Genomic DNA, 19,483 nt, shown 5'->3' with positions numbered 1-19,483 from the left:
GGCTCCTTAGAAGTATCCCTGACGTTTTTTCAGCTCCATCGAGCCGGCCTGGTCGCGGTCAATCACGCGGCCCTGACGTTCACTGGTGGTAGAAACCAGCATCTCTTCGATGATCTCAGGCAGCGTCTGTGCGGAAGATTCCACCGCACCGGTCAGCGGCCAGCAGCCGAGGGTACGGAAACGAACCATCCGCTGCTCGATCACTTCGCCAGCTTGCAGATCGATACGGTCATCATCGATCATCATCAGCATGCCGTCGCGCTCCAGCACCGGGCGTTCTGCTGCCAGGTACAGTGGAACGATGTCGATATTTTCCAGGAAGATATACTGCCAGATATCCAGCTCGGTCCAGTTCGAGAGCGGGAATACGCGAATGCTTTCGCCTTTGTTGATCTGGCCGTTATAGTTGTGCCACAGCTCCGGACGCTGGTTCTTCGGATCCCAGCGGTGGAAACGGTCGCGGAAAGAGTAAATGCGCTCTTTGGCGCGTGATTTCTCTTCGTCGCGGCGCGCGCCGCCGAAAGCAGCGTCAAAACCGTATTTGTTCAGCGCCTGCTTCAGCCCTTCGGTTTTCATAATGTCGGTGTGTTTAGCGCTACCGTGCACGAACGGGTTAATCCCCATCGCCACCCCTTCCGGGTTTTTGTGCACCAGCAGTTCACAGCCATAGGCTTTGGCGGTACGGTCGCGGAATTCATACATCTCACGGAATTTCCAGCCAGTATCGACGTGCAGCAGCGGGAATGGCAGCGTACCCGGATAGAAGGCTTTACGCGCCAGATGCAGCATCACGCTGGAGTCTTTGCCGATGGAGTACATCATCACCGGATTAGAAAATTCGGCCGCCACTTCGCGGATGATATGGATGCTTTCCGCCTCCAGTTGTCGCAGGTGAGTGAGTCGTTTTTGATCCATAACCATTCCTTAAGCCAGTTTAATCACGGAAGCATCAAAGGCGTCCGTTGCTGTCATATGCCGGAACCAGGCAAGCTCATGATGAAGCTGCACCACTTCGCCCACCACCAGCAGGGCGGGCATCGGCGCAGCATGCGCCAGTTCCTCGAGTTGTTCTAGTGTACCGGTAGCAACCTGTTGCTCCGCGCGCGTACCGCGAGAGATCACCGCCACCGGCGTGGTTTTATCGCGCCCGTGAGCAATCAGTTGTTCGCTAATCTCTGCCGCTTTCATGGTGCCCATATAAATCGCCAGCGTCTGGCGGCTTTGCGCCAGTTGCGACCAGTCAAACGATACGCTGTCGGCTTTATAGTGGCCGGTCACAAATGTTACCGACTGGGCAAAATCCCGGTGTGTCAGGGGAATACCGGCATAAGCCGTCGCGCCGGATGCCGCCGTGACGCCTGGCACGACCTGAAAAGGAATGCCTGCTTCCGCAGCCGCCTGCAACTCTTCGCCGCCACGACCAAAAATAAACGGGTCGCCGCCTTTCAGCCTCACCACCGTTTTACCTTCGCGCGCCGCATCCAACAGCATACGGTTGGTCTCATGCTGCGCCACCGCATGGGAACCGGCGCGTTTACCGACGCAGATTTTCTCTGCATCGCGACGGGTCAGATCCAGCACTTCATCGCTGACCAGATGATCGTAAAACACCACGTCGGCCTGCTGGATCACCTGCAAACCACGCAGCGTCAGTAATCCCGCATCGCCCGGCCCGGCGCCCACAAGGATAATCTCTCCGCTACCCGAACCTGGCTGAACCAATTCGGCTTCGAGCGCTTTTTCGGCGGCGGGTTCATCTCCGGCTGCCATCAGGCTGGCAAAACGCCCGCGAAAAGCGCTTTCCCAAAAGCGGCGACGCTCATCCGTGGTGTGACGAAAAGCGTTAATCCGCGAACGCCAGCGCCCGGCCACTTCCGCCATGCGACCCAGATTACCTGGCAGCAGTGCTTCAATCTTTTCCCGCAGCAGACGCGCCAGTACCGGCGCGGTTCCACCAGAGGAGATCGCCACCAGCAACGGCGAGCGATCGACAATCGACGGGAAAATAAAGGAGCACAGCGGCTGGTTATCCACCACGTTGACTAGCTTGTGGCGCGCATTTGCCGCCGCAAAGATGCGTTGATTCAGCGCCGTGTCATCGGTTGCCGCAATCACCAGCAAAACGGCATCCAGTTGTGCCTCGTCAAATTCGGTCGCCAGCCAGTGAATCGTCTGGCTGTTGGCAAGCTGTTGCAGTTGCGGTTCCAGCCGCTGCGCGACAACCTGCACGCGTGCGCCAGCGCGACGCAAAAAGGTGATTTTGCGCGCGGCAATTTCGCCGCCGCCAATCACCAGTACCGGGCGGTCTTTTACTTCAGCAAATAACGGCAGGTAATCCACAAAGCAACTCACTTACAGCCAGCAATAGTGCGACTATAGGGGGCGGTTCCGGGTGAATGAAATTACGAATTGGAATGAGTAGTTCCGCAAAGGAATAACGCAGTGGCAATACAAATATCAAAAAGTGCTTAAGACGAGTATTTTCGGCAGGTTAAGAACAAATGAAATTGTGTAAACCCAGTCACAGTTTCATACTAAGCGTGTCAAAAAAATTGCTGCATAAAGGACTCTCTATGTTTTCCGCATTGCGCCTCCGTACCGCTGCCCTGGCGCTCGGCGTATGCTTTATCCTTCCGGCTCATGCCAGTACGTCCCAACCCGGTGAATTTGCAGACGAGCAGGCTCGCCACATTGCCACCCTCTTTCCAGGACGCATGACCGGCACACCGGCTGAAATGCTCTCCGCAGACTATTTGCAGCAGCAGTTTGAGCAGATGGGATACCAGAGCGATATTCGCAAGTTCAAAACCCGCTACCGCTACACCACTAAAGATAACCGACAGAACTGGCAAAATGTCACCGGCAGTACGGTGATCGCCGCTCATGAAGGCAAGCTGCCGCATCAGATCATGATTATGGCGCATCTTGATACGTATGCGCCGCACAGCGATGCCGATGTTGATAACAATCTGGGCGGTCTGACGCTTCAGGGAATGGATGACAACGCAGCCGCGCTGGGCGTAATGCTGGAACTGGCGCAGGCGATGAAATCCGTGCCGACGCAGTACAGCGTCCGCTTTGTCGCCACCAGCGGTGATGAAGAAGGTCACCTTGGCGCGGCAAATGTGCTCGCACGGATGAGCGAGCAAGAGAAGAAAAATATCCTGCTGGTGATCAACCTTAATAACCTGATTATCGGCGACAAGCTCTACTTTGATAGCGGCAAAAATACGCCAGCATCGGTGCGTAAACTAACGCGGGATCGTGCGCTGGCTATCGCCCGCGCTCACGGTATCAATGCGCTGATAAATCCCGGTCTTAACCCGGATTACCCGAAAGGTACCAGTTGCTGTAACGATGCCGAAGTGTTTGATAAAGCAGGGATCCCGGTTCTGTCGGTGGAAGCAACCAACTGGTCGCTCGGTAAGAAAGACGGCATGCAACAGCGGGAAAAATCAAAAAGTTTCCCTGATGGCGTCAGCTACCACAACGCGCGCATCGATAACCAGCAGTTTCTCGATCAAGCCCTGCCTGGCCGTATTGCGCATCGTAGCCGCGACGTGATGCGGATTATGTTGCCGTTAACCAAAGAGCTGGCCAAAGCCGGTAATCCGTAAGCCCCCAGGCGTCCTGAAATCAGGGCGCCTTTTCTTACTGCGGCTTATCACTCTTCTATACGTAAACCGTAGGTTTTGAATTTTTCCAGCACAATGGCAATGGCCTCGTCATCCAGCACCGGTACCGGATCAACTACCGCCAGCGTGCTGAGATAGAGCTGCGCCAGCACTTCCACTTCATGAGCCAGCCAGAGCGCCTTTTCCAGATTATCTTCACAGACAATCAAACCGTGATGCTGCAATAGCGTGGCTTTACGGTGTTGCAGCGCCACGGAGACATGCTCGGAGAGTTCACGTGTACCAAATGTGGCATAAGGAGCACAAGGAATGGAATTGCCACCCGCTGCCGCAATCATATAGTGGATAGCAGGAATAGGGCGATTGAGGATCGACACTGCCGTACAGTGTACTGCGTGATTATGCACCACCGCGTTGGCTTCCGGGCGGGTCTGGTAAGCAGCCTGGTGAAAACGCCACTCGCTTGAGGGCAACTTGCCCGTTTCGTGTTGCCCTTGCACATCAATATAAACAATGTGCGATTCCGTGAGTTTCTCATAGGGAATGCCAGTCGGGGTAATCAACATCCCTCCTTGATAACGCGCACTAACGTTTCCTGCGGTTCCCTGGTTCAGACCAATACGCGTCATATCCAGGCAAGTCTCAATAATCTGCCGGGCCAGTCTGTTTCGTTCCATTTCTTACCTCGCTGAGTGATGCAAAATGGCTCAACAGAACGTAATAGCCGCCCTGTTGAATTTTCCGAATAGTTCATTGTTATCATCAGACCGTGCTGGCAAAAACATATTTCCCGACTCCTGTTTTGTGATGAATTTCAATTAAACAAATAAAACAAACATCAAAAAGTTTTATTTACCCTACATCTGAGTGACTGTTTTGAACATTTTAATTAAATACGGTCATTTTAAGGCGCCTGCAACAGATGCCCGTTTGCGTGAGAGGAAATTAATTCGGTCACATTTCCTGTGGGTTTTAAATTTTAGTTAATCAAACGGTCACTCTTTCCAGAAAATAAAGGTGACGATAATCACATAACGGCACCTTATAAGCATAAATGTGACCATCATCATATTAAGCCAGCACATTTATTTGAAAATCATTTTAAGCATTCCTGCCTGCACCCGCTTTATTCGCGAATTACCTGGAAGTTATATGCAGGAAGATCGGGCCAGTCAGTCCCTGAATGAACTTGTTTCTGAACCAATGAGGGTGATATGGGAAATACATCAAGCCAAACGCAAAGTTTTCACGCAGTCGATGTGGAACAAAGCAAACGCCACATTATTCCCTTTGCTTTACTCTGCTCACTCTTTTTTCTTTGGGCTGTGGCAAATAATTTGAATGACATTTTATTACCGCAATTCCAGCAGGCTTTTACCTTATCCAACTTTCAGGCTGGATTGATTCAGTCGGCGTTTTACTTCGGTTATTTTGTCATTCCAATTCCCGCTGGCTTGCTAATGAAAAGATTGAGTTATAAAGTCGGAATAATTACTGGGTTATTCTTATATGCCTGTGGCGCGGCGCTATTCTGGCCAGCCGCTGAAATGATGAATTATACCTTGTTCTTAGTGGGTCTTTTTATTATTGCCGCTGGTTTAGGTTGTCTTGAAACAGCAGCGAATCCTTTTGTTACTGTTCTGGGGCCGGAAAGTGGTGGACACTTCCGGCTCAACCTGGCGCAAACATTCAACTCTTTCGGCGCCATTATTGCAGTCGTGTTTGGTCAAAGCCTGATTTTGTCCAACGTGCCGCACCAGCCGCAAGAAGTACTCAACAGCATGACGGCAGAGCAACTGAGTACCTACAAACACAGCCTGGTGCTGTCGGTACAGATGCCGTACATGATTATCGTAGCGATTGTGTTGCTGGTCGCACTGTTGATCATACTCACCCGCTTCCCGGCGCTACAAAGTGACGATCACAGCGATATTGCGCAGGGTTCTTTCCTGGCCTCTTTTGCCCGCCTGCTGCGTATTCGCCACTGGCGCTGGGCAGTGCTGGCGCAGTTCTGCTATGTCGGTGCGCAAACCGCCTGCTGGAGCTACTTGATTCGCTATGCGATTGAAGAGATCCCCGGCATGACGCCAGGCTTTGCCGCCAACTATCTGACCGGTACTATGGTCTGCTTCTTCATTGGCCGTTTTTCCGGCACCTGGCTTATCCGCCGCTTCGCACCTGAGAAAGTACTGGCCACCTATGCACTGCTGGCGATGATCCTGTGCCTGATTTCTGCTTTTTGCGGCGGACATATTGGCCTGCTGGCCCTGACGCTGTGCAGCGCATTTATGTCGATTCAATATCCGACCATATTCTCGCTGGGGATCAAAAACCTTGGTCAGGACACCAAGTACGGTTCGTCGTTTATCGTCATGACTATCATTGGCGGCGGCATTGTGACGCCGGTGATGGGCTTTGTCAGCGACGCCGCAGGCCAGATCCCGACGGCTGAACTGGTCCCGGCCGTCTGCTTTGCCATCATCTTCATCTTCGCCCGTTTCCGTTCGCAATCGAACTAAACCATTTCCGCATAACGTGAGGGACTCAGTAATGAAAAAAAACAGCCTGCCAAAAATCGGTATTCGCCCGGTGATTGATGGACGTCGCATGGGTGTACGTGAATCGCTGGAAGAGCAAACTATGAATATGGCAAAAGCCACTGCGGCGCTTATCCGCGAAAAGCTTCGCCATGCCAGTGGCGCAAAGATTGAGTGTGTCATTGCAGACACCTGTATTGCCGGCATGGCAGAAGCCGCCACCTGCGAAGAGAAATTCAGCCAGCAAAATGTGGGAATCACGATTACGGTTACGCCGTGTTGGTGCTACGGCAGCGAAACCATTGATATGGATCCGCTGCGTCCGAAAGCCATCTGGGGTTTCAACGGCACTGAACGTCCTGGTGCCGTTTATCTGGCTGCGGCGCTGGCGGCGCACAGCCAGAAAGGGATCCCGGCATTTTCTATTTACGGTCACGATGTGCAGGATGCGGATGACCCCTCTATCCCGGCCGATGTTGAAGAGAAACTACTGCGTTTTGCCCGTGCGGGTCTGGTGGTTGCCAGCCTGAAGGGGAAAAGTTACCTCTCGGTGGGTGGTGTTTCGATGGGGATTGCCGGTTCCATTGTTGACCACAACTTTTTCGAATCCTGGCTTGGTATGAAAGTGCAGGCGGTGGATATGACCGAATTGCGCCGTCGCATCGATCAGAAAATTTATGACGAGACAGAGCTAGAGATGGCGCTGGCGTGGGCGGATAAACATTTTCGCTATGGTGAAGACCAGAATGCGGAACAGTACAAACGTAATGAATCTCAAAGCCGCAGTGTGCTGAAAGAGAGCCTGCTGATGGCAATGTGCATTCGTGACATGATGCAGGGCAATACGAAGCTCGCTGAAAAAGGACGAGTGGAAGAGTCACTCGGTTACAACGCCATCGCTGCCGGTTTCCAGGGTCAGCGCCACTGGACCGATCAGTACCCGAACGGCGATACCGCCGAAGCGCTCCTCAATAGCTCCTTTGACTGGAACGGTGTGCGAGAGCCGCTGGTGGTTGCGACAGAAAATGACAGCCTTAACGGCGTGGCTATGTTGCTCGGTCACCAACTCACTGGCACCGCACAGGTGTTTGCCGATGTGCGGACGTACTGGTCACCGGAGGCCGTTCAGCGTGTGACGGGACAAACACTGCGTGGGTTGGCTGAACACGGTATTATTCACCTAATTAACTCGGGTTCGGCTGCGCTGGATGGTTGCTGTAAGCAGCGTGACAGTGCAGGCAAACCCACTATGAAACCCCACTGGGAAATCAGCCAGCAGGAGGCTGATGCTTGTCTGGCCGCCACCGAATGGTGCCCGGCGATCCATGAATATTTCCGTGGCGGTGGTTTCTCTTCCCGCTTTCTTACCGAAGGCGGCGTACCATTCACCATGAGCCGTATCAACCTGATTAAAGGCCTCGGTCCGGTGCTGCAAATCGCTGAAGGATGGAGTGTTGAATTACCGGAAGTCGTGCACGAAACACTTAATGCACGGACGAACTCCACCTGGCCCACCACCTGGTTTGTCCCACGCCTGACCGGCAAAGGCCCGTTTGCCGATGTCTATTCGGTGATGGCGAACTGGGGCGCGAATCACGGCGTGCTGACTATCGGCCACGTAGGTGCAGACTTTATCACCCTTGCCGCAATGCTGCGCATTCCGGTGTGCATGCACAACGTGGAGGACGAGGAAATCTATCGGCCTTCCTCTTGGGCCGCGCATGGTATGGACAGCGAAGGCCAGGATTATCGCGCCTGCCAGAATTACGGCCCGCTCTACAAACGCGGTTAAACGTTGTTGCCCGGAGATGAAATATTACCGGGCTTTATTGATTTTTCAGGGGTTAGCATGAAACAAGACGTCATACTGGTCCTCGATTGCGGCGCCACCAACGTGCGAGCCATCGCCGTTGACCGCCAGGGAAACATTGTTGCCCGCGCGACAACGAAAAATGCCAGCGAGATGGCTGCACAGAACAGCGCCTGGCATCAATGGTCGCTGGCAGCCATTTTTCAACGCTTCGCTACTTGCTGCCGACAACTCTCTGCCACGCTATCGATGTGCAATATTCGCGGCATCACGGTCACCACCTTTGGTGTCGACGGCGCGATTGTTGACGAGCAGGGCGAACTGCTCTATCCGGTCATCAGCTGGAAATGCCCGCGAACCATAGCGGTGATGGAGAACATCAGCCGTTTGATGTCACCACAACAGTTGCAGACCATCTCTGGGGTCGGAGCATTTGCCTTTAATACGCTCTATAAGCTGGTGTGGCTAAAAGAGAACCATCCGCAACTGCTGGAGCGTGCGCATGCATGGCTGTTTCTTTCTTCACTTATCAACCAGCGCTTAAGCGGCGAATTCACTACCGATATCACTATGGCTGGCACCAGCCAACTGCTGGATATTCATCAGCGCGATTTCAGCCCACAAATTCTGCAAGCTGCGGGTTTACCGCGCCGCCTGTTCCCCCGTTTGGTCGAAGCAGGAGAGCAAATAGGTCTGCTGCAAACCGGGAGCGCACAACTGCTCGGGCTTCCTGCGGGCATCCCGGTTATTTCGGCGGGACATGACACCCAGTTCGCACTATTTGGCGCAGGTGCACAGCAGGATGATGTAGTGCTCTCATCTGGAACGTGGGAAATCCTGATGGCGCGCAGTGCGCAGGTCGATACCACCTTACTAAGCCAGCACGCTGGATCTACCTGCGAACTGGATAGCCAGCCAGAATGGTATAACCCCGGCATGCAGTGGCTGGCTTCTGGCGTACTGGAATGGGTGCGCGAACTGTTGTGGACACGGGAGGCACCCTGGCAAACGTTGATTGACGAGGCGCGCAACATTCCGTCAGGTGCCGAGGGCGTAACCATGCAGTGCGATCTGCTGAGCAGCCGCCACGCAGGCTGGCAAGGCGTTACGCTAAACACCACGCGCGGCCACTTCTACCGCGCGGCGCTGGAAGGGTTAACAGACCAGCTTCAACGTAATCTGCAAACACTGGAACAAATCGGTCGTTTTCAGGCTACTGAGCTGTTACTCGTTGGCGGCGGAAGCCGTAACACCTTATGGAATCAAATAAAAGCCAACCGCCTCAACATGCCGATCAAAGTGCTGGAAGATGCGGAAACCACCGTGGCAGGCGCAGCGATGTTCGGCTGGTATGGCATTGGCGTTTTCAGTAGCCCGGAGCAGGCCCGCGCGCAGGTGCGCTATCAGTACCGCTATTTCTGGCCGGAAACCGTAACCGAACTCATTGAAGGAGTGTGAAATGTTAAAAACGATTTCGCCATTAATATCTCCTGAGCTATTAAAGGCGCTGGCGGAGATGGGACACGGAGATGAGATTATTTTTTCCGATGCCCACTTCCCGGCGCACAGTACTGGTCCACAAGTGATCCGCGCCGATGGTTTACCGATAGACAGATTACTGCGTGCCATTATTCCGCTGTTCGAACTCGATAGTTACGCACCGCCGTTAGTGATGATGAGCCCCGTCGAAGGCGATACGCTCGATCCTGATGTCGAAGCACGCTATCGCGATGCGCTCTCGGTGCAATCGCCCTGCCCTCCGTTCACTCATATCGATCGCTTTGCTTTTTACGCGCGGGCGCAAAAAGCCTTTGCGATCGTTATCACAGGAGAATGCGCAAAGTACGGGAATATACTTTTAAAAAAAGGGGTAACGCCGTAATCTTTTCGCCTGGAAGGCCCACATGATGCGGGCCTTCATCGAATGACGGAAGAAGAGCAGATGAAAGCGGCACGCCAACAAACCATCATCGATCTGTTGAGGCATCACCAGAGCCTGACAACCGAAGCACTGTCAGTGCAGCTCAACGTCAGTAAAGAGACGATTCGCCGCGATCTCAGTGCATTGCAGGTGCAGGGAAAAGTGCTGCGCAATCACGGACGCGCCAGGACGCTCCATCGGGAAAACCAGGACAGCGGCGATCCTTTTCATATTCGTCTGAAAAGCCATTACGCCCACAAGGCAGATATCGCCCGCAAAGCACTCGGCTGGATAGAAGAAGGTATGGTGATCGCGCTGGACGCCAGCTCCACCTGCTGGTATCTCGCTCGCCAGTTACCGGATTGCAATCTCCACGTCTTTACCAACAGCCACCCCATTTGCCAGGAGCTGGGCAAGCGTGAACATCTGCAACTGAGCAGTTCCGGCGGCACGCTGGAGCGCAAATATGGTTGCTATGTAAATCGATCGCTGATTTCCCAGATCAAATCGCTCGATATTGATCTGTTTATTTTTTCCTGCGAAGGGATCGACAGCAACGGCGCGCTTTGGGATTCAAACATCTACAATGCCGAATTTAAATCCATTCTGCTTAGACGTGCGGCGCAGTCGTTGCTGCTGATCGACAAGAGCAAATTCAATCGTTCGGGAGAGGCGCAAATTGGGCACCTGGATGGTGTGACGCATATTATCTCTGACAGCAAACTCGCCTGAGCCGGACTTTGTCCGGCCCAGTTGCTTTTAACGCTCGTCGCGACGACCGCCAACGGCCGCCCACATACGGCGCACATGTACCGTGACTTCTTCGCGATCGTGGTATAACTGGCGTGCCTGAATTTGCGCCGCGATATTATGTTCATCCAGTTGCTGCTGGATATAGGCGAGGTTATTTGACACCTCTTCGTAGCGTTTTTTCATCGGTAGCTTCAGGTTGAAAATGGTTTCGCGGCACCAGCCCTGAACCAGCCACTGCGCCATCAGCGCGGCGACTTTCGCCGGTTTCTCCACCATATCGCACACCATCCACGAGATATTATTGCGGTTCGGTCGGTAGCGGAAACCATCTTCCCGCAGCCAGGTGACCTGCCCGGTATCCATCAGGCTTTGCGCCATCGGGCCGTTATCCACAGAAGCCACCCACATATTGCGTTTCACCAGTTGATAGGTCCAGCCGCCAGGACAGGCGCCGAGATCCACCGCGTACATGCCGTTCGCCAGGCGCTCATCCCACTCGTCCGCCGGAATAAAGACATGGAATGCCTCTTCCAGTTTCAGGGTTGAACGGCTCGGCGCATCCGACGGGAACTTCAGACGCGGGATACCCATATAGAACGGCGAATTGTTATATGAATACGAATAACCGGTATAGCAGCAACCGGGGGCAATAAAGAAGATATGCACCACCGGACGTTTCGGCGAATCACTGCGTGCCAGCACACCCGCTTCACGCAGCGCGCCGCGCAGCGGTACGGTGAACTTGCGGCAGAACTTCATCAGCTCTTTGCTTTCGTTGGTATCGGCTACCTCGACGCGCAAATCCCCGGCTTTCTCCACCACGCCCTGCAACATACCGACGAGCGGCGTGATGCGATCATCCGGCGGCAGATCGCGCAGCAGTTCGCCCACGACAAACATCTGGCGGGCGAAAATCAGCGAGCTGAACGGTAGCTCGCGCGCCACTTTGTCCGCATCGTTTTCCTGATAGCACTCGAACACAACATAGCCCGAATTCTCTTTCACCCGGGCAAAACCAAACACTTCAAGGCGGCCGGCTTTATCGGTAATTTCGGCTGCGCACTCTTTCTCAAAACCCGGGCGGCACAGCAATACCACTTTATTCATGAACAACGCCCCTACGTTTCAGACGAATTGCGCCAATCAACATCAATGCCCAGCCGATTAAAAAACAAACCCCACCGACTGGCGTAACAAACGCCCACAGGCGTAAATGCGAAAGCGCCAGGCAATAGAGGCTACCGCTAAACAGCACGGTCCCCAGCGCAAGAAAAACACTGCTCCAGTAAAACCAGATGCTGATGCGACGCTGCATCGCCACCGCAAGGCCCAGCACGGCCAGCGTGTGGAATGCCTGATATTCGAGACCGGTCTGGATCCAGCTCATCTCCGGCACACCCAAAGATTTACGTAAAACATGCGCGCCGAACGCGCCGAGCGCGACAAACACAAAACCGCTCACTGCGGCGAAAATCAACATAAAACGGCTGGTCATGTGAGTACCCTAAAAAGTCATACGCGCCACGCGCGCATTAATGTTCATAACGGAAACGGAATTTTTCCTGTTCGCTTGCCGCTTTGGCCAGGATCCACTGACGAAAGGCGGCTATTTTACCCAGTTCTGCCTGACTGTCATGACAAACAAGATAAAACGCATTCTTACTGACCAGAACATCATTAAACGGGCAGACCAGCCGGCCTGCCTCAATTTCGGACTGCGCCATTACGTTGTTGGCCAGTGCGATACCCTGTCCGTGGATAGCCGCCTGAAGCACCATAGAGCTGTGGCTGAAGATGGGTCCCTGTTGAACGTTAAGGTTAAGACCTAATTGCCGCGTATAAGTTTGCCAGTCGCGACGTGATGCGTCGTGTAATAAAGTGTGGTGCGCTAAATCTTGCGGCGTTTTCAGAGCCTTATCACCCGTCAGCAACAGCGGTGAACAGACCGGCAGCAAATATTCGGCGTACAATTTTTCGACACGCATTCCCGGCCAGTTACCGCGCCCGTAAAAAATCGCCACGTCGACATCGTCCGCCAGTTTATCTTCCTGACGGTCAACGGCCTGGATACGAACGTCGATTCCCGGATAAGTTGAGTTAAAGTCGGAGAGCCTTGGCACCATCCACTGGATGGCAAAACTGGGGAGCAAACTGACGGTTAGCGCGCCTTTTGCACTGCGCGCCTGCAACTTACGGGTGGCTTCCGTTAGCTGGGAAAATATCTCTTTGATATCCTGGAAATAGCTCTGGCCTTCTTCGGTAAGCAGCAGCGAACGGTTGCGTCGACGAAAGAGCTTGAGCCCGAGAAAATCCTCGAGAGACTTGATTTGGTGGCTTACTGCGGCCTGCGTCACAAAAAGCTCATCGGCTGCGCGTGTGAAACTTAAATGACGGGCGGCAGCATCAAAAACGCGTAATGCATTCAGTGGTGGTAATCGCTTGGACATGGTTTTCAGGCTTAGATGTAAAGGCAATTTAACAAACAGGAAACAGTCATTAACCTATTAGTTTTTTTTATCTGAGCCATTATAAATTGTCCGTTGAGCTTCTACCAGCAAATACCTATAGTGGCGCCACTTCCTGAGCCGGAACGAAGAGCTTTTTTGGAATGCGTGTTCTGAAGGGCTTTTGGCTTACGGTTGTGATGTTGTGTTGTTGTGTTTGCAATTGGTCTGCGATTCAGATCACGGTAGCGACGCTACCCCTTTTTCACTTCCTGTACATTTACCCTGTCTGTCCATAGTGATTAATGTAGCACCGCAAGATTGCGGTGCTTTTTTTTACCCCACGTTCAGCGCTTACTTATCCAGCGCGACCATCTCTTTCACGTCGGTACGGTTGATCTGCTGTTCGTTGCCGTTAGCGTCTTTATACGAAATCAGGCCGGTCTGATCGTCAGTTTTTGGTTTCCCTTCCGAGACGATCGTGCGTCCATCATTGGTATGTAACGCGTAATTCGGACCGGAACAGGCGCTCAGGGCAAAAGTAAACATACATGCAGAAATAATTGCGGCAGTCTTCTTCATCTTCTTCTCCTTCTGGCAATTAATGCTGTGAAACATGCTTAATGTAAGAGTCTTAAACATTTACCTAACACTATTTAGCATAACCTGCTTACATTCCCCTGCCAGGACAAACAGACAATTCCGATGGAGCGCAACGTTCTTGCTCCGACAGAAAAATTGCGCGACGATCACGCTATTGATACGAGGAATCGCATGAACGCATTTAACCCATCGCAATTTCGCGCGCAGTTCCCGGCGCTGGCCGACGCTGGAGTCTATCTGGATAGCGCCGCTACCGCCCTGAAACCGCAGGCGGTAATCGATGCCACACAACAGTTTTACAGCCTCAGCGCCGGTAACGTGCACCGCAGCCAGTTTGCCCAGGCGCAACAGTTAACTGCACGCTACGAAGCCGCACGTGATCAGGTTGCCGCACTGCTCAATGCGCCATCCGGCAAAAACATCGTCTGGACGCGCGGCACCACTGAAGCCATCAATATGGTCGCCCAATGCTATGCGCGCCCGCGTCTGCAAGCGGGCGATGAGATCATTGTCAGCGAGGCAGAGCATCACGCCAACCTGGTGCCGTGGCTGATGGTGGCACAACAAACAGGCGCGCGGGTGGTGAAACTGCCGCTCGGTGCCGATCACCTACCGGATATCAACCGACTGCCGTCACTTATCACCTCGCGCAGTCGCATCCTGCCGCTGGGGCAGATGTCCAACGTCACCGGCGGTTGTCCGGATCTGCTGCGGGCGATTACGCTGGCACATGCGGCAGGCATGGTGGTGATGGTCGATGGTGCGCAGGGCGTGGTGCATTTCCCGGCCAACGTGCAGCAGTTGGATATCGATTTCTATGCATTTTCCGGCCATAAACTCTACGGCCCCAACGGTATCGGCGCGCTGTATGGTAAAGCGGAATTGCTAAATGAGATGACGCCGTGGCTGGGCGGCGGCAAGATGATCAGCGAAGTAACATTTGATGGCTTCACCACTCAGCCAGTGCCGTACAAGCTGGAAGCCGGCACGCCAAACGTGGCAGGCGTTATTGGCCTCAGCGCGGCGCTGGAGTGGCTGAAAACGCTGGATATCGCCCAGGCGGAGAGCTACAGCCGCGGGCTGGCGACGCTGGCGGAAGATCAACTGGCTAAACATCCGGGTTTCCGCTCCTTTCGCTGCCAGGACTCAAGCCTGCTGGCTTTCGATTTTGACGGCGTACATCACAGCGATATGGTGACACTGCTTGCGGGCTACGGTATTGCGCTGCGCGCCGGTCAGCACTGTGCCCAGCCGCTGCTGGCCGCACTTGGCGTCAGCGGCACCTTACGCGCTTCATTTGCACCCTATAATACGCAACAGGATGTCGACGCGCTGGTGCAGGCTGTGGACCGCGCCCTGGAAATATTGGTGGATTAATGACAAGCCCGACTTTCGCCGGACACCCGTTCGGCACAACTGTTACCGAACAGACGCTGCGCCAGACGTTTGGCGCACTGACCCAATGGGAAGATAAATACCGCCAGTTGATCATGCTCGGTAAACAACTGCCTGCTGCATCGGAAGCACTGAAAGCGCAGGCGCGGGAAATTCCCGGCTGCGAAAATCGCGTCTGGCTCGGTTCAACGCTGAGCGCGGAGGGAACGATGCATTTCTTCGGCGAGAGCGAAGGCAGGATTGTACGCGGATTACTGGCCGTGCTGTTGACGGCAGTAGAAGGCAAGCGTCCCGATGATCTCATTCACCACGATCCGCTGGCATTGTTTGACGAACTCGGTTTACGTGCCCAATTGAGCGCGTCGCGTAGCCAGGGGCTGGCGGCGCTGGCCGCCGCCGTGCAGGATGCAGCCCGTCAGGCGCTGGTCTGACGCTCCGCTTTTGCCATCAGCTTTTTCAGTGCATGGGAGACCGCGATAAAACCAAAGGTCGCGGTCACCATCGTTGCAGCACCAAAACCAGCTGCGCAATCCATACGTTTCGGCCCTTCCGCCGTGCTTTTCATCGCACAGACTGAACCGTCCGCCTGCGGGTAAACCAGCGCTTCGGTAGAGAATACACAGTCCACGCCGAGCTTCCCTTTGCTGTTCTTCACCACGCCAAAATCGCTTTTCAACCGCTCGCGTAATTTTGCTGCCAGCGGATCCTGAATCGTTTTCGCCAGATCGCTGACCTGGATCTGTGTCGGATCGATCTGCCCTCCGGCACCGCCCGTGGTTACCAGAGGGATCTTATTGCGACGGCACCAGGCAATTAACGCTGCTTTCGGGCGTACGCTGTCGATCGCATCGATCACATAGCTATAGCCCTGGCTCATCAGTTGCGCAACATTGTCAGCAGTCACAAAGTCATCCACCACCGTCACCCGGCACTCCGGGTTGATCTGGCGAATGCGATCTGCCATCACTTCAGCTTTTGCCAGGCCGACGTTATCGCGCAGGGCGTGGATCTGCCGGTTGGTGTTGGTCACGCAAACGTCATCCATATCAATCAGCGTGATCGCGCCGATGCCCGTTCGCGCCAGCGCTTCAGCCGCCCAGGAACCCACGCCGCCGATACCGACCACGCAGATATGTGCATCGGCAAACCACTGCAACGCTTTCTCGCCATATAAACGCGCCGTGCCGCCAAAACGTTGACGCCAGGCATCGCTGATTACTGCTGACATAAAACAGACCTCAAAGAAAACAAAAAGCCCTCTTCCGGAGGCGAAAGAGGGCCGCAGAGTGTATCATACTCAGCCGCTGAACATGCCGCCACTGGTGCCCGCGCCCGGGGCGTTTTTCAACACCCAGACCCGGCCATAATGGTTATACCAGCCTGCGCGGTGACCAGCATCCGGGCCAATCCCCTGATAGATATCGAAGTGCTGGCCTTTGATGGCACCGCCGACATCCAGCGCCACCATCAGACGCAGCTCATACTGACCGTTGAATTTGCCTTTATTATCCAGTTGCGGCACTTCCGCAAGCAGTGTAGTACCTGGCGGAATAATACTGCGATCGGAAGCGACAGAAGCGCGTCCAATCAGCGGTACCGCGCTGGCGCCTTTCACCGGTGCCCAGGATTGCGGTTTAAAGAAGACAAACGACGCATTCTCTTCCAGCAACGCACGCACTTGCGCTTCACTGTGTTTTTCACCCCATTCGCGAATGGCCTGCATCGACATATCTTCTTTCTTCACTTCGCCGCGGTCGATCAACACCTTGCCGATACTGCGGTAAGCATGGCCATTTTTCCCGGCGTAACTGAAGAAGTTAAGCGGGCTGCCATCGCCAAAATCGATATAGCCGCTGCCCTGTACATCCATAATAAAGTTATCCATCAGCGAGTTGCTGTACGCCAGCACATAGTTGTCGCTGAGCGCGCCAGCATAGATTTCCGCGCGCGATGGTAAACGGCCGCGTTTAGGCGGCATGCGATAAATCGGGTACTGGAACTCGCCCTGACGCGTATGGCGCGCCTGCACTACCGGCGTGTAGTACCCGGTAAATTGCACGTTTCCGTAGTTATCCGTTCCTTCCATCTGCCACGCATCAAGGCCGTACTGACGCAGAGTGCGCGTATCACCGCCCGACATCAGCCAGGACTGAATCGCATTGTAAAGGCCACTCTGGTTGCTATAGAGACGCGGAGAAGCGGAACGAATTTGATTAACCTGCTCGGAGAAGTCTCCGGCGTTGATTGGCGCCCCGACGGCGTCAGGTTGATTGACCAGGGAAAAAGGCTGAGAAAACTTTCCGTCTTTATACTGTTGACCGCGATCGGTCGGTTTGGAGGAACAAGCGGCAAGGATTGCGACCATGGCGCCTGTGAGTACGAACTTAGCCCAACGTCCTTTCATTATATCTCGTCTTCTGATTAACCTGCAGCGGGGTGAAGATAACAAACCCTATTCACTAAAGAAATGCGTCAGCACAACCCAACGCAAATTTTGCATAAATAATAATCTGATTGTGTTTTTTTTACACATACCCAAGGCAATTCGTCGAATTAGTCAAAAAAAAGGTTGCATCGCTAAGTTTGCAGAGTATAGTGCGCATCCACGGACGCGGGGTGGAGCAGCCTGGTAGCTCGTCGGGCTCATAACCCGAAGGTCGTCGGTTCAAATCCGGCCCCCGCAACCAATTAAATTGTGACGAAAAAAGTTTACATGATGGAAGTGTAAACAAACGGACGCGGGGTGGAGCAGCCTGGTAGCTCGTCGGGCTCATAACCCGAAGGTCGTCGGTTCAAATCCGGCCCCCGCAACCAACACAATAAACACCTTATACGGGTGTTTTTTTGTTTCTGTCGTCCGTAAAAAATGGCGCCTTTCAGCGCCCCTTTGTTATCACCTTCTGGGTTATCCCCTTCTGGCCAGCGTCGCGCTATCCGCGAAGTAGGCTTTAATCCCTGCCAGAATCGACTCCGCCACTTCCTGCTGGAATTTAGCCGTCTTCAGTTTACGTTCCTCTTCCACATTACTGATAAATGCGGTCTCGACCAGAATCGATGGAATATCCGGCGCTTTCAGCACCGCAAAACCGGCCTGTTCCACCTTATTTTTATGCAGGGTATTAACGTTGCCGAGCTTGTTGAGCACGGCTTTGCCGAACTTGAGGCTGTCATTGATTGTCAGCGATTGCACCATATCGAACATGGTGTGATCGAGATAACGGTCGCCACTTTTACTGACGCCGCCAATAAGGTCAGAAGCGTTCTGCGTCTTCGCCAGATATTTCGCCGCCGTACTGGTCGCCCCTTTGGTAGAAAGGGCAAATACTGAAGAACCGCTCGGCTGACGGCTGGTGAAAGCATCGGCGTGAATCGACACAAACAGATCCGCACGCTGTTTTTGCGCTTTGGCAACGCGCACTTTCAGCGGGATAAAGACATCCTCGTTACGCGTCATGTAGGCTTTCATATTGCCTTCTTTCGCGATCAGCGCGTACAGACGGCGGGCGATTTGTAGCACCACATCTTTCTCGCGGGTACGGTATTTCCCCGTCGCCCCCGGATCTTCGCCGCCGTGACCGGGATCCAGCATAATAACGATTGGTCGATCGCGCCCCGCTCTTCCCGGCTGCGGGCCGCTATCCTGCTTCGGCACCTGCTGTTCAAGATCGCCTTTGTTGTACTCTTCCAGTAGCGCCAGCAGCGGATCCTGTACATCTTTCGCATTCACCGGATAGAGATCCATCACCAGCCGCTCTTTGAAGCCAGCGACCGGTGCCAGCGCGAACAGTTGCGGCGCAATATCCTGTTTCAACTCAAACACCATGCGCACGGTTTGCGGATCAAACTGACCAACGCGCGCAGATTTAATAAAGGGATCGTCGCCACGAATCTGCGTCCCCATGCCTTTCAGCACGGAGTTAAGGTGTACACCTTCGAGATCCACCACCAGCCGGTCAGGATTACTCAACATGAATTGCTTGTATTTAATGACCTGGTTAGATTCCACCGTTACGCGCGTATAGGTAGACGCCGGCCAGACGCGCACCGCCACCACCTGGCTTACCGCAGCCAGGCCAATCTGGCTTACACTTAATAACCACATGGCCCCCGCCCCTTTTAATAACTTACGGCGGCTCACCAATGACTGACTTCCCGACATGCCTCTCCCGAGCAATTTTTTCGCTAAATAATGCTATTCGTCAGAATTGACCGAAAACTTTAACGAATGATGCATAACCTGTCATCCATTAAAGGGTAAACATATGTCTGCCCATTGGCTTTGCCGGGGAAAATTTATTGAATGATGACAAAATTTGCACTTGCACCGGGCAGCATAAAAGAATAAAAATACACAATTTACGAATAAACATGCATTGAGGACAGGC

Annotated in this window: 19 protein-coding genes and 2 tRNA genes; 11 read left to right on the top strand and 10 right to left on the bottom strand. The window is 53.7% G+C overall.

What is annotated here, in order from left to right; translation table 11 throughout:
- Positions 1 to 6: 6 nt before the first annotated feature.
- On the bottom strand, positions 7 to 915 hold the full coding sequence (gene cysD, locus GA0061070_RS03485; RefSeq protein WP_090133662.1) for a sulfate adenylyltransferase subunit CysD: 909 nt from the start codon (positions 913 to 915) through the stop codon (positions 7 to 9).
- Positions 916 to 924: 9 nt separating this feature from the next.
- Positions 925 to 2,340, bottom strand: a complete 1,416-nt coding sequence (cysG, locus tag GA0061070_RS03480; RefSeq protein WP_090133697.1) for a siroheme synthase CysG — start codon at positions 2,338 to 2,340, stop codon at positions 925 to 927.
- Positions 2,341 to 2,573: 233 nt separating this feature from the next.
- On the opposite strand from cysG, the gene GA0061070_RS03475 reads away from it, so the two are divergent.
- Positions 2,574 to 3,617, top strand: coding sequence for an aminopeptidase (locus tag GA0061070_RS03475; RefSeq protein WP_090133660.1), 1,044 nt, complete (start codon positions 2,574 to 2,576; stop codon positions 3,615 to 3,617).
- A 47-nt stretch (positions 3,618 to 3,664) separates the two neighbouring features.
- Here the strand turns inward: GA0061070_RS03475 and fucA are convergent, their stop codons facing one another.
- Entirely contained in the window at positions 3,665 to 4,312 is a 648-nt protein-coding gene (fucA, locus tag GA0061070_RS03470; protein WP_090133658.1) for an L-fuculose-phosphate aldolase, read from the bottom strand.
- A 379-nt stretch (positions 4,313 to 4,691) separates the two neighbouring features.
- On the opposite strand from fucA, the gene GA0061070_RS25430 reads away from it, so the two are divergent.
- Genes GA0061070_RS25430 through fucR form a run of 6 tightly spaced genes read left to right on the top strand, consistent with a single transcriptional unit; the run spans position 4,692 to position 10,635 of the window.
- A complete protein-coding gene (locus tag GA0061070_RS25430) occupies positions 4,692 to 4,976 on the top strand; it encodes a hypothetical protein (protein ID WP_244153025.1) in 285 nt (94 codons plus the stop codon).
- Positions 4,895 to 6,154 carry an L-fucose:H+ symporter permease gene (gene fucP, locus GA0061070_RS03465; protein WP_244153024.1) on the top strand — a complete coding sequence of 420 codons (1,260 nt, stop codon included), beginning with the start codon at positions 4,895 to 4,897 and terminating at the stop codon, positions 6,152 to 6,154. The genes GA0061070_RS25430 and fucP overlap by 82 nt, the downstream gene beginning before the upstream one ends.
- A gap of 31 nt (positions 6,155 to 6,185) precedes the next feature.
- Positions 6,186 to 7,964 carry an L-fucose isomerase gene (fucI, locus tag GA0061070_RS03460; RefSeq protein ID WP_090133653.1) on the top strand — a complete coding sequence of 593 codons (1,779 nt, stop codon included), beginning with the start codon at positions 6,186 to 6,188 and terminating at the stop codon, positions 7,962 to 7,964.
- Positions 7,965 to 8,021: 57 nt separating this feature from the next.
- The gene (fucK, locus tag GA0061070_RS03455) at positions 8,022 to 9,440 is read left to right on the top strand and encodes an L-fuculokinase (RefSeq protein WP_090133652.1); all 1,419 of its coding nucleotides are present in this window, start codon (positions 8,022 to 8,024) and stop codon (positions 9,438 to 9,440) included.
- A gap of 1 nt (position 9,441) precedes the next feature.
- The gene (gene fucU / locus GA0061070_RS03450; RefSeq protein ID WP_090133650.1) at positions 9,442 to 9,864 is read left to right on the top strand and encodes an L-fucose mutarotase; all 423 of its coding nucleotides are present in this window, start codon (positions 9,442 to 9,444) and stop codon (positions 9,862 to 9,864) included.
- A 60-nt stretch (positions 9,865 to 9,924) separates the two neighbouring features.
- Entirely contained in the window at positions 9,925 to 10,635 is a 711-nt protein-coding gene (fucR, locus tag GA0061070_RS03445; protein WP_090133694.1) for an L-fucose operon activator, read from the top strand.
- Between the two features lie 27 nt (positions 10,636 to 10,662).
- Here fucR and rlmM read toward each other — a convergent pair whose 3' ends face one another.
- From rlmM to GA0061070_RS03425, 4 genes are all read right to left on the bottom strand, one after another.
- On the bottom strand, positions 10,663 to 11,763 hold the full coding sequence (gene rlmM, locus GA0061070_RS03440) for a 23S rRNA (cytidine(2498)-2'-O)-methyltransferase RlmM (RefSeq protein WP_090133649.1): 1,101 nt from the start codon (positions 11,761 to 11,763) through the stop codon (positions 10,663 to 10,665).
- Positions 11,756 to 12,151, bottom strand: a complete 396-nt coding sequence (locus GA0061070_RS03435) for a DUF423 domain-containing protein (RefSeq protein WP_074773136.1) — start codon at positions 12,149 to 12,151, stop codon at positions 11,756 to 11,758. Before GA0061070_RS03435 ends, rlmM begins: the two co-directional genes overlap by 8 nt.
- A gap of 37 nt (positions 12,152 to 12,188) precedes the next feature.
- A complete protein-coding gene (gene gcvA, locus GA0061070_RS03430) occupies positions 12,189 to 13,103 on the bottom strand; it encodes a glycine cleavage system transcriptional regulator GcvA (RefSeq protein WP_043956760.1) in 915 nt (304 codons plus the stop codon).
- Positions 13,104 to 13,454: 351 nt separating this feature from the next.
- Positions 13,455 to 13,682: a YgdI/YgdR family lipoprotein gene (locus tag GA0061070_RS03425; protein ID WP_043956759.1), complete on the bottom strand. Its 228-nt coding sequence runs from the start codon at positions 13,680 to 13,682 to the stop codon at positions 13,455 to 13,457.
- A gap of 192 nt (positions 13,683 to 13,874) precedes the next feature.
- Between GA0061070_RS03425 and csdA the strand changes: the two genes are divergently transcribed.
- Both csdA and csdE read left to right on the top strand, forming a co-directional pair.
- The gene (csdA, locus tag GA0061070_RS03420) at positions 13,875 to 15,080 is read left to right on the top strand and encodes a cysteine desulfurase CsdA (RefSeq protein ID WP_090133647.1); all 1,206 of its coding nucleotides are present in this window, start codon (positions 13,875 to 13,877) and stop codon (positions 15,078 to 15,080) included.
- Positions 15,080 to 15,529 carry a cysteine desulfurase sulfur acceptor subunit CsdE gene (gene csdE, locus GA0061070_RS03415; RefSeq protein WP_090133645.1) on the top strand — a complete coding sequence of 150 codons (450 nt, stop codon included), beginning with the start codon at positions 15,080 to 15,082 and terminating at the stop codon, positions 15,527 to 15,529. Before csdA ends, csdE begins: the two co-directional genes overlap by 1 nt.
- Here the strand turns inward: csdE and tcdA are convergent.
- Positions 15,514 to 16,326, bottom strand: a complete 813-nt coding sequence (gene tcdA / locus GA0061070_RS03410; protein WP_090133644.1) for a tRNA cyclic N6-threonylcarbamoyladenosine(37) synthase TcdA — start codon at positions 16,324 to 16,326, stop codon at positions 15,514 to 15,516. The two genes, csdE and tcdA, sit on opposite strands and share 16 nt — an antisense overlap.
- 69 nt (positions 16,327 to 16,395) lie before the next feature.
- Entirely contained in the window at positions 16,396 to 17,502 is a 1,107-nt protein-coding gene (mltA, locus tag GA0061070_RS03405; protein ID WP_090133643.1) for a murein transglycosylase A, read from the bottom strand.
- 206 nt (positions 17,503 to 17,708) lie between these two features.
- Here mltA and GA0061070_RS03400 point away from each other — a divergent pair.
- A tRNA-Met gene (locus GA0061070_RS03400) sits at positions 17,709 to 17,785 on the top strand.
- 50 nt (positions 17,786 to 17,835) lie between these two features.
- Positions 17,836 to 17,912: transfer RNA gene (locus GA0061070_RS03395), tRNA-Met, on the top strand.
- A 91-nt stretch (positions 17,913 to 18,003) separates the two neighbouring features.
- Here the strand turns inward: GA0061070_RS03395 and amiC are convergent.
- On the bottom strand, positions 18,004 to 19,257 hold the full coding sequence (gene amiC, locus GA0061070_RS03390) for an N-acetylmuramoyl-L-alanine amidase AmiC (RefSeq protein ID WP_090133641.1): 1,254 nt from the start codon (positions 19,255 to 19,257) through the stop codon (positions 18,004 to 18,006).
- Positions 19,258 to 19,483: the final 226 nt, after the last annotated feature.

This window comes from Kosakonia oryziphila (genome assembly GCF_900094795.1).
Taxonomy (GTDB): Bacteria; Pseudomonadota; Gammaproteobacteria; order Enterobacterales; family Enterobacteriaceae; genus Kosakonia; species Kosakonia oryziphila.
This window is presented reverse-complemented; position numbering and strand designations above follow the sequence as displayed.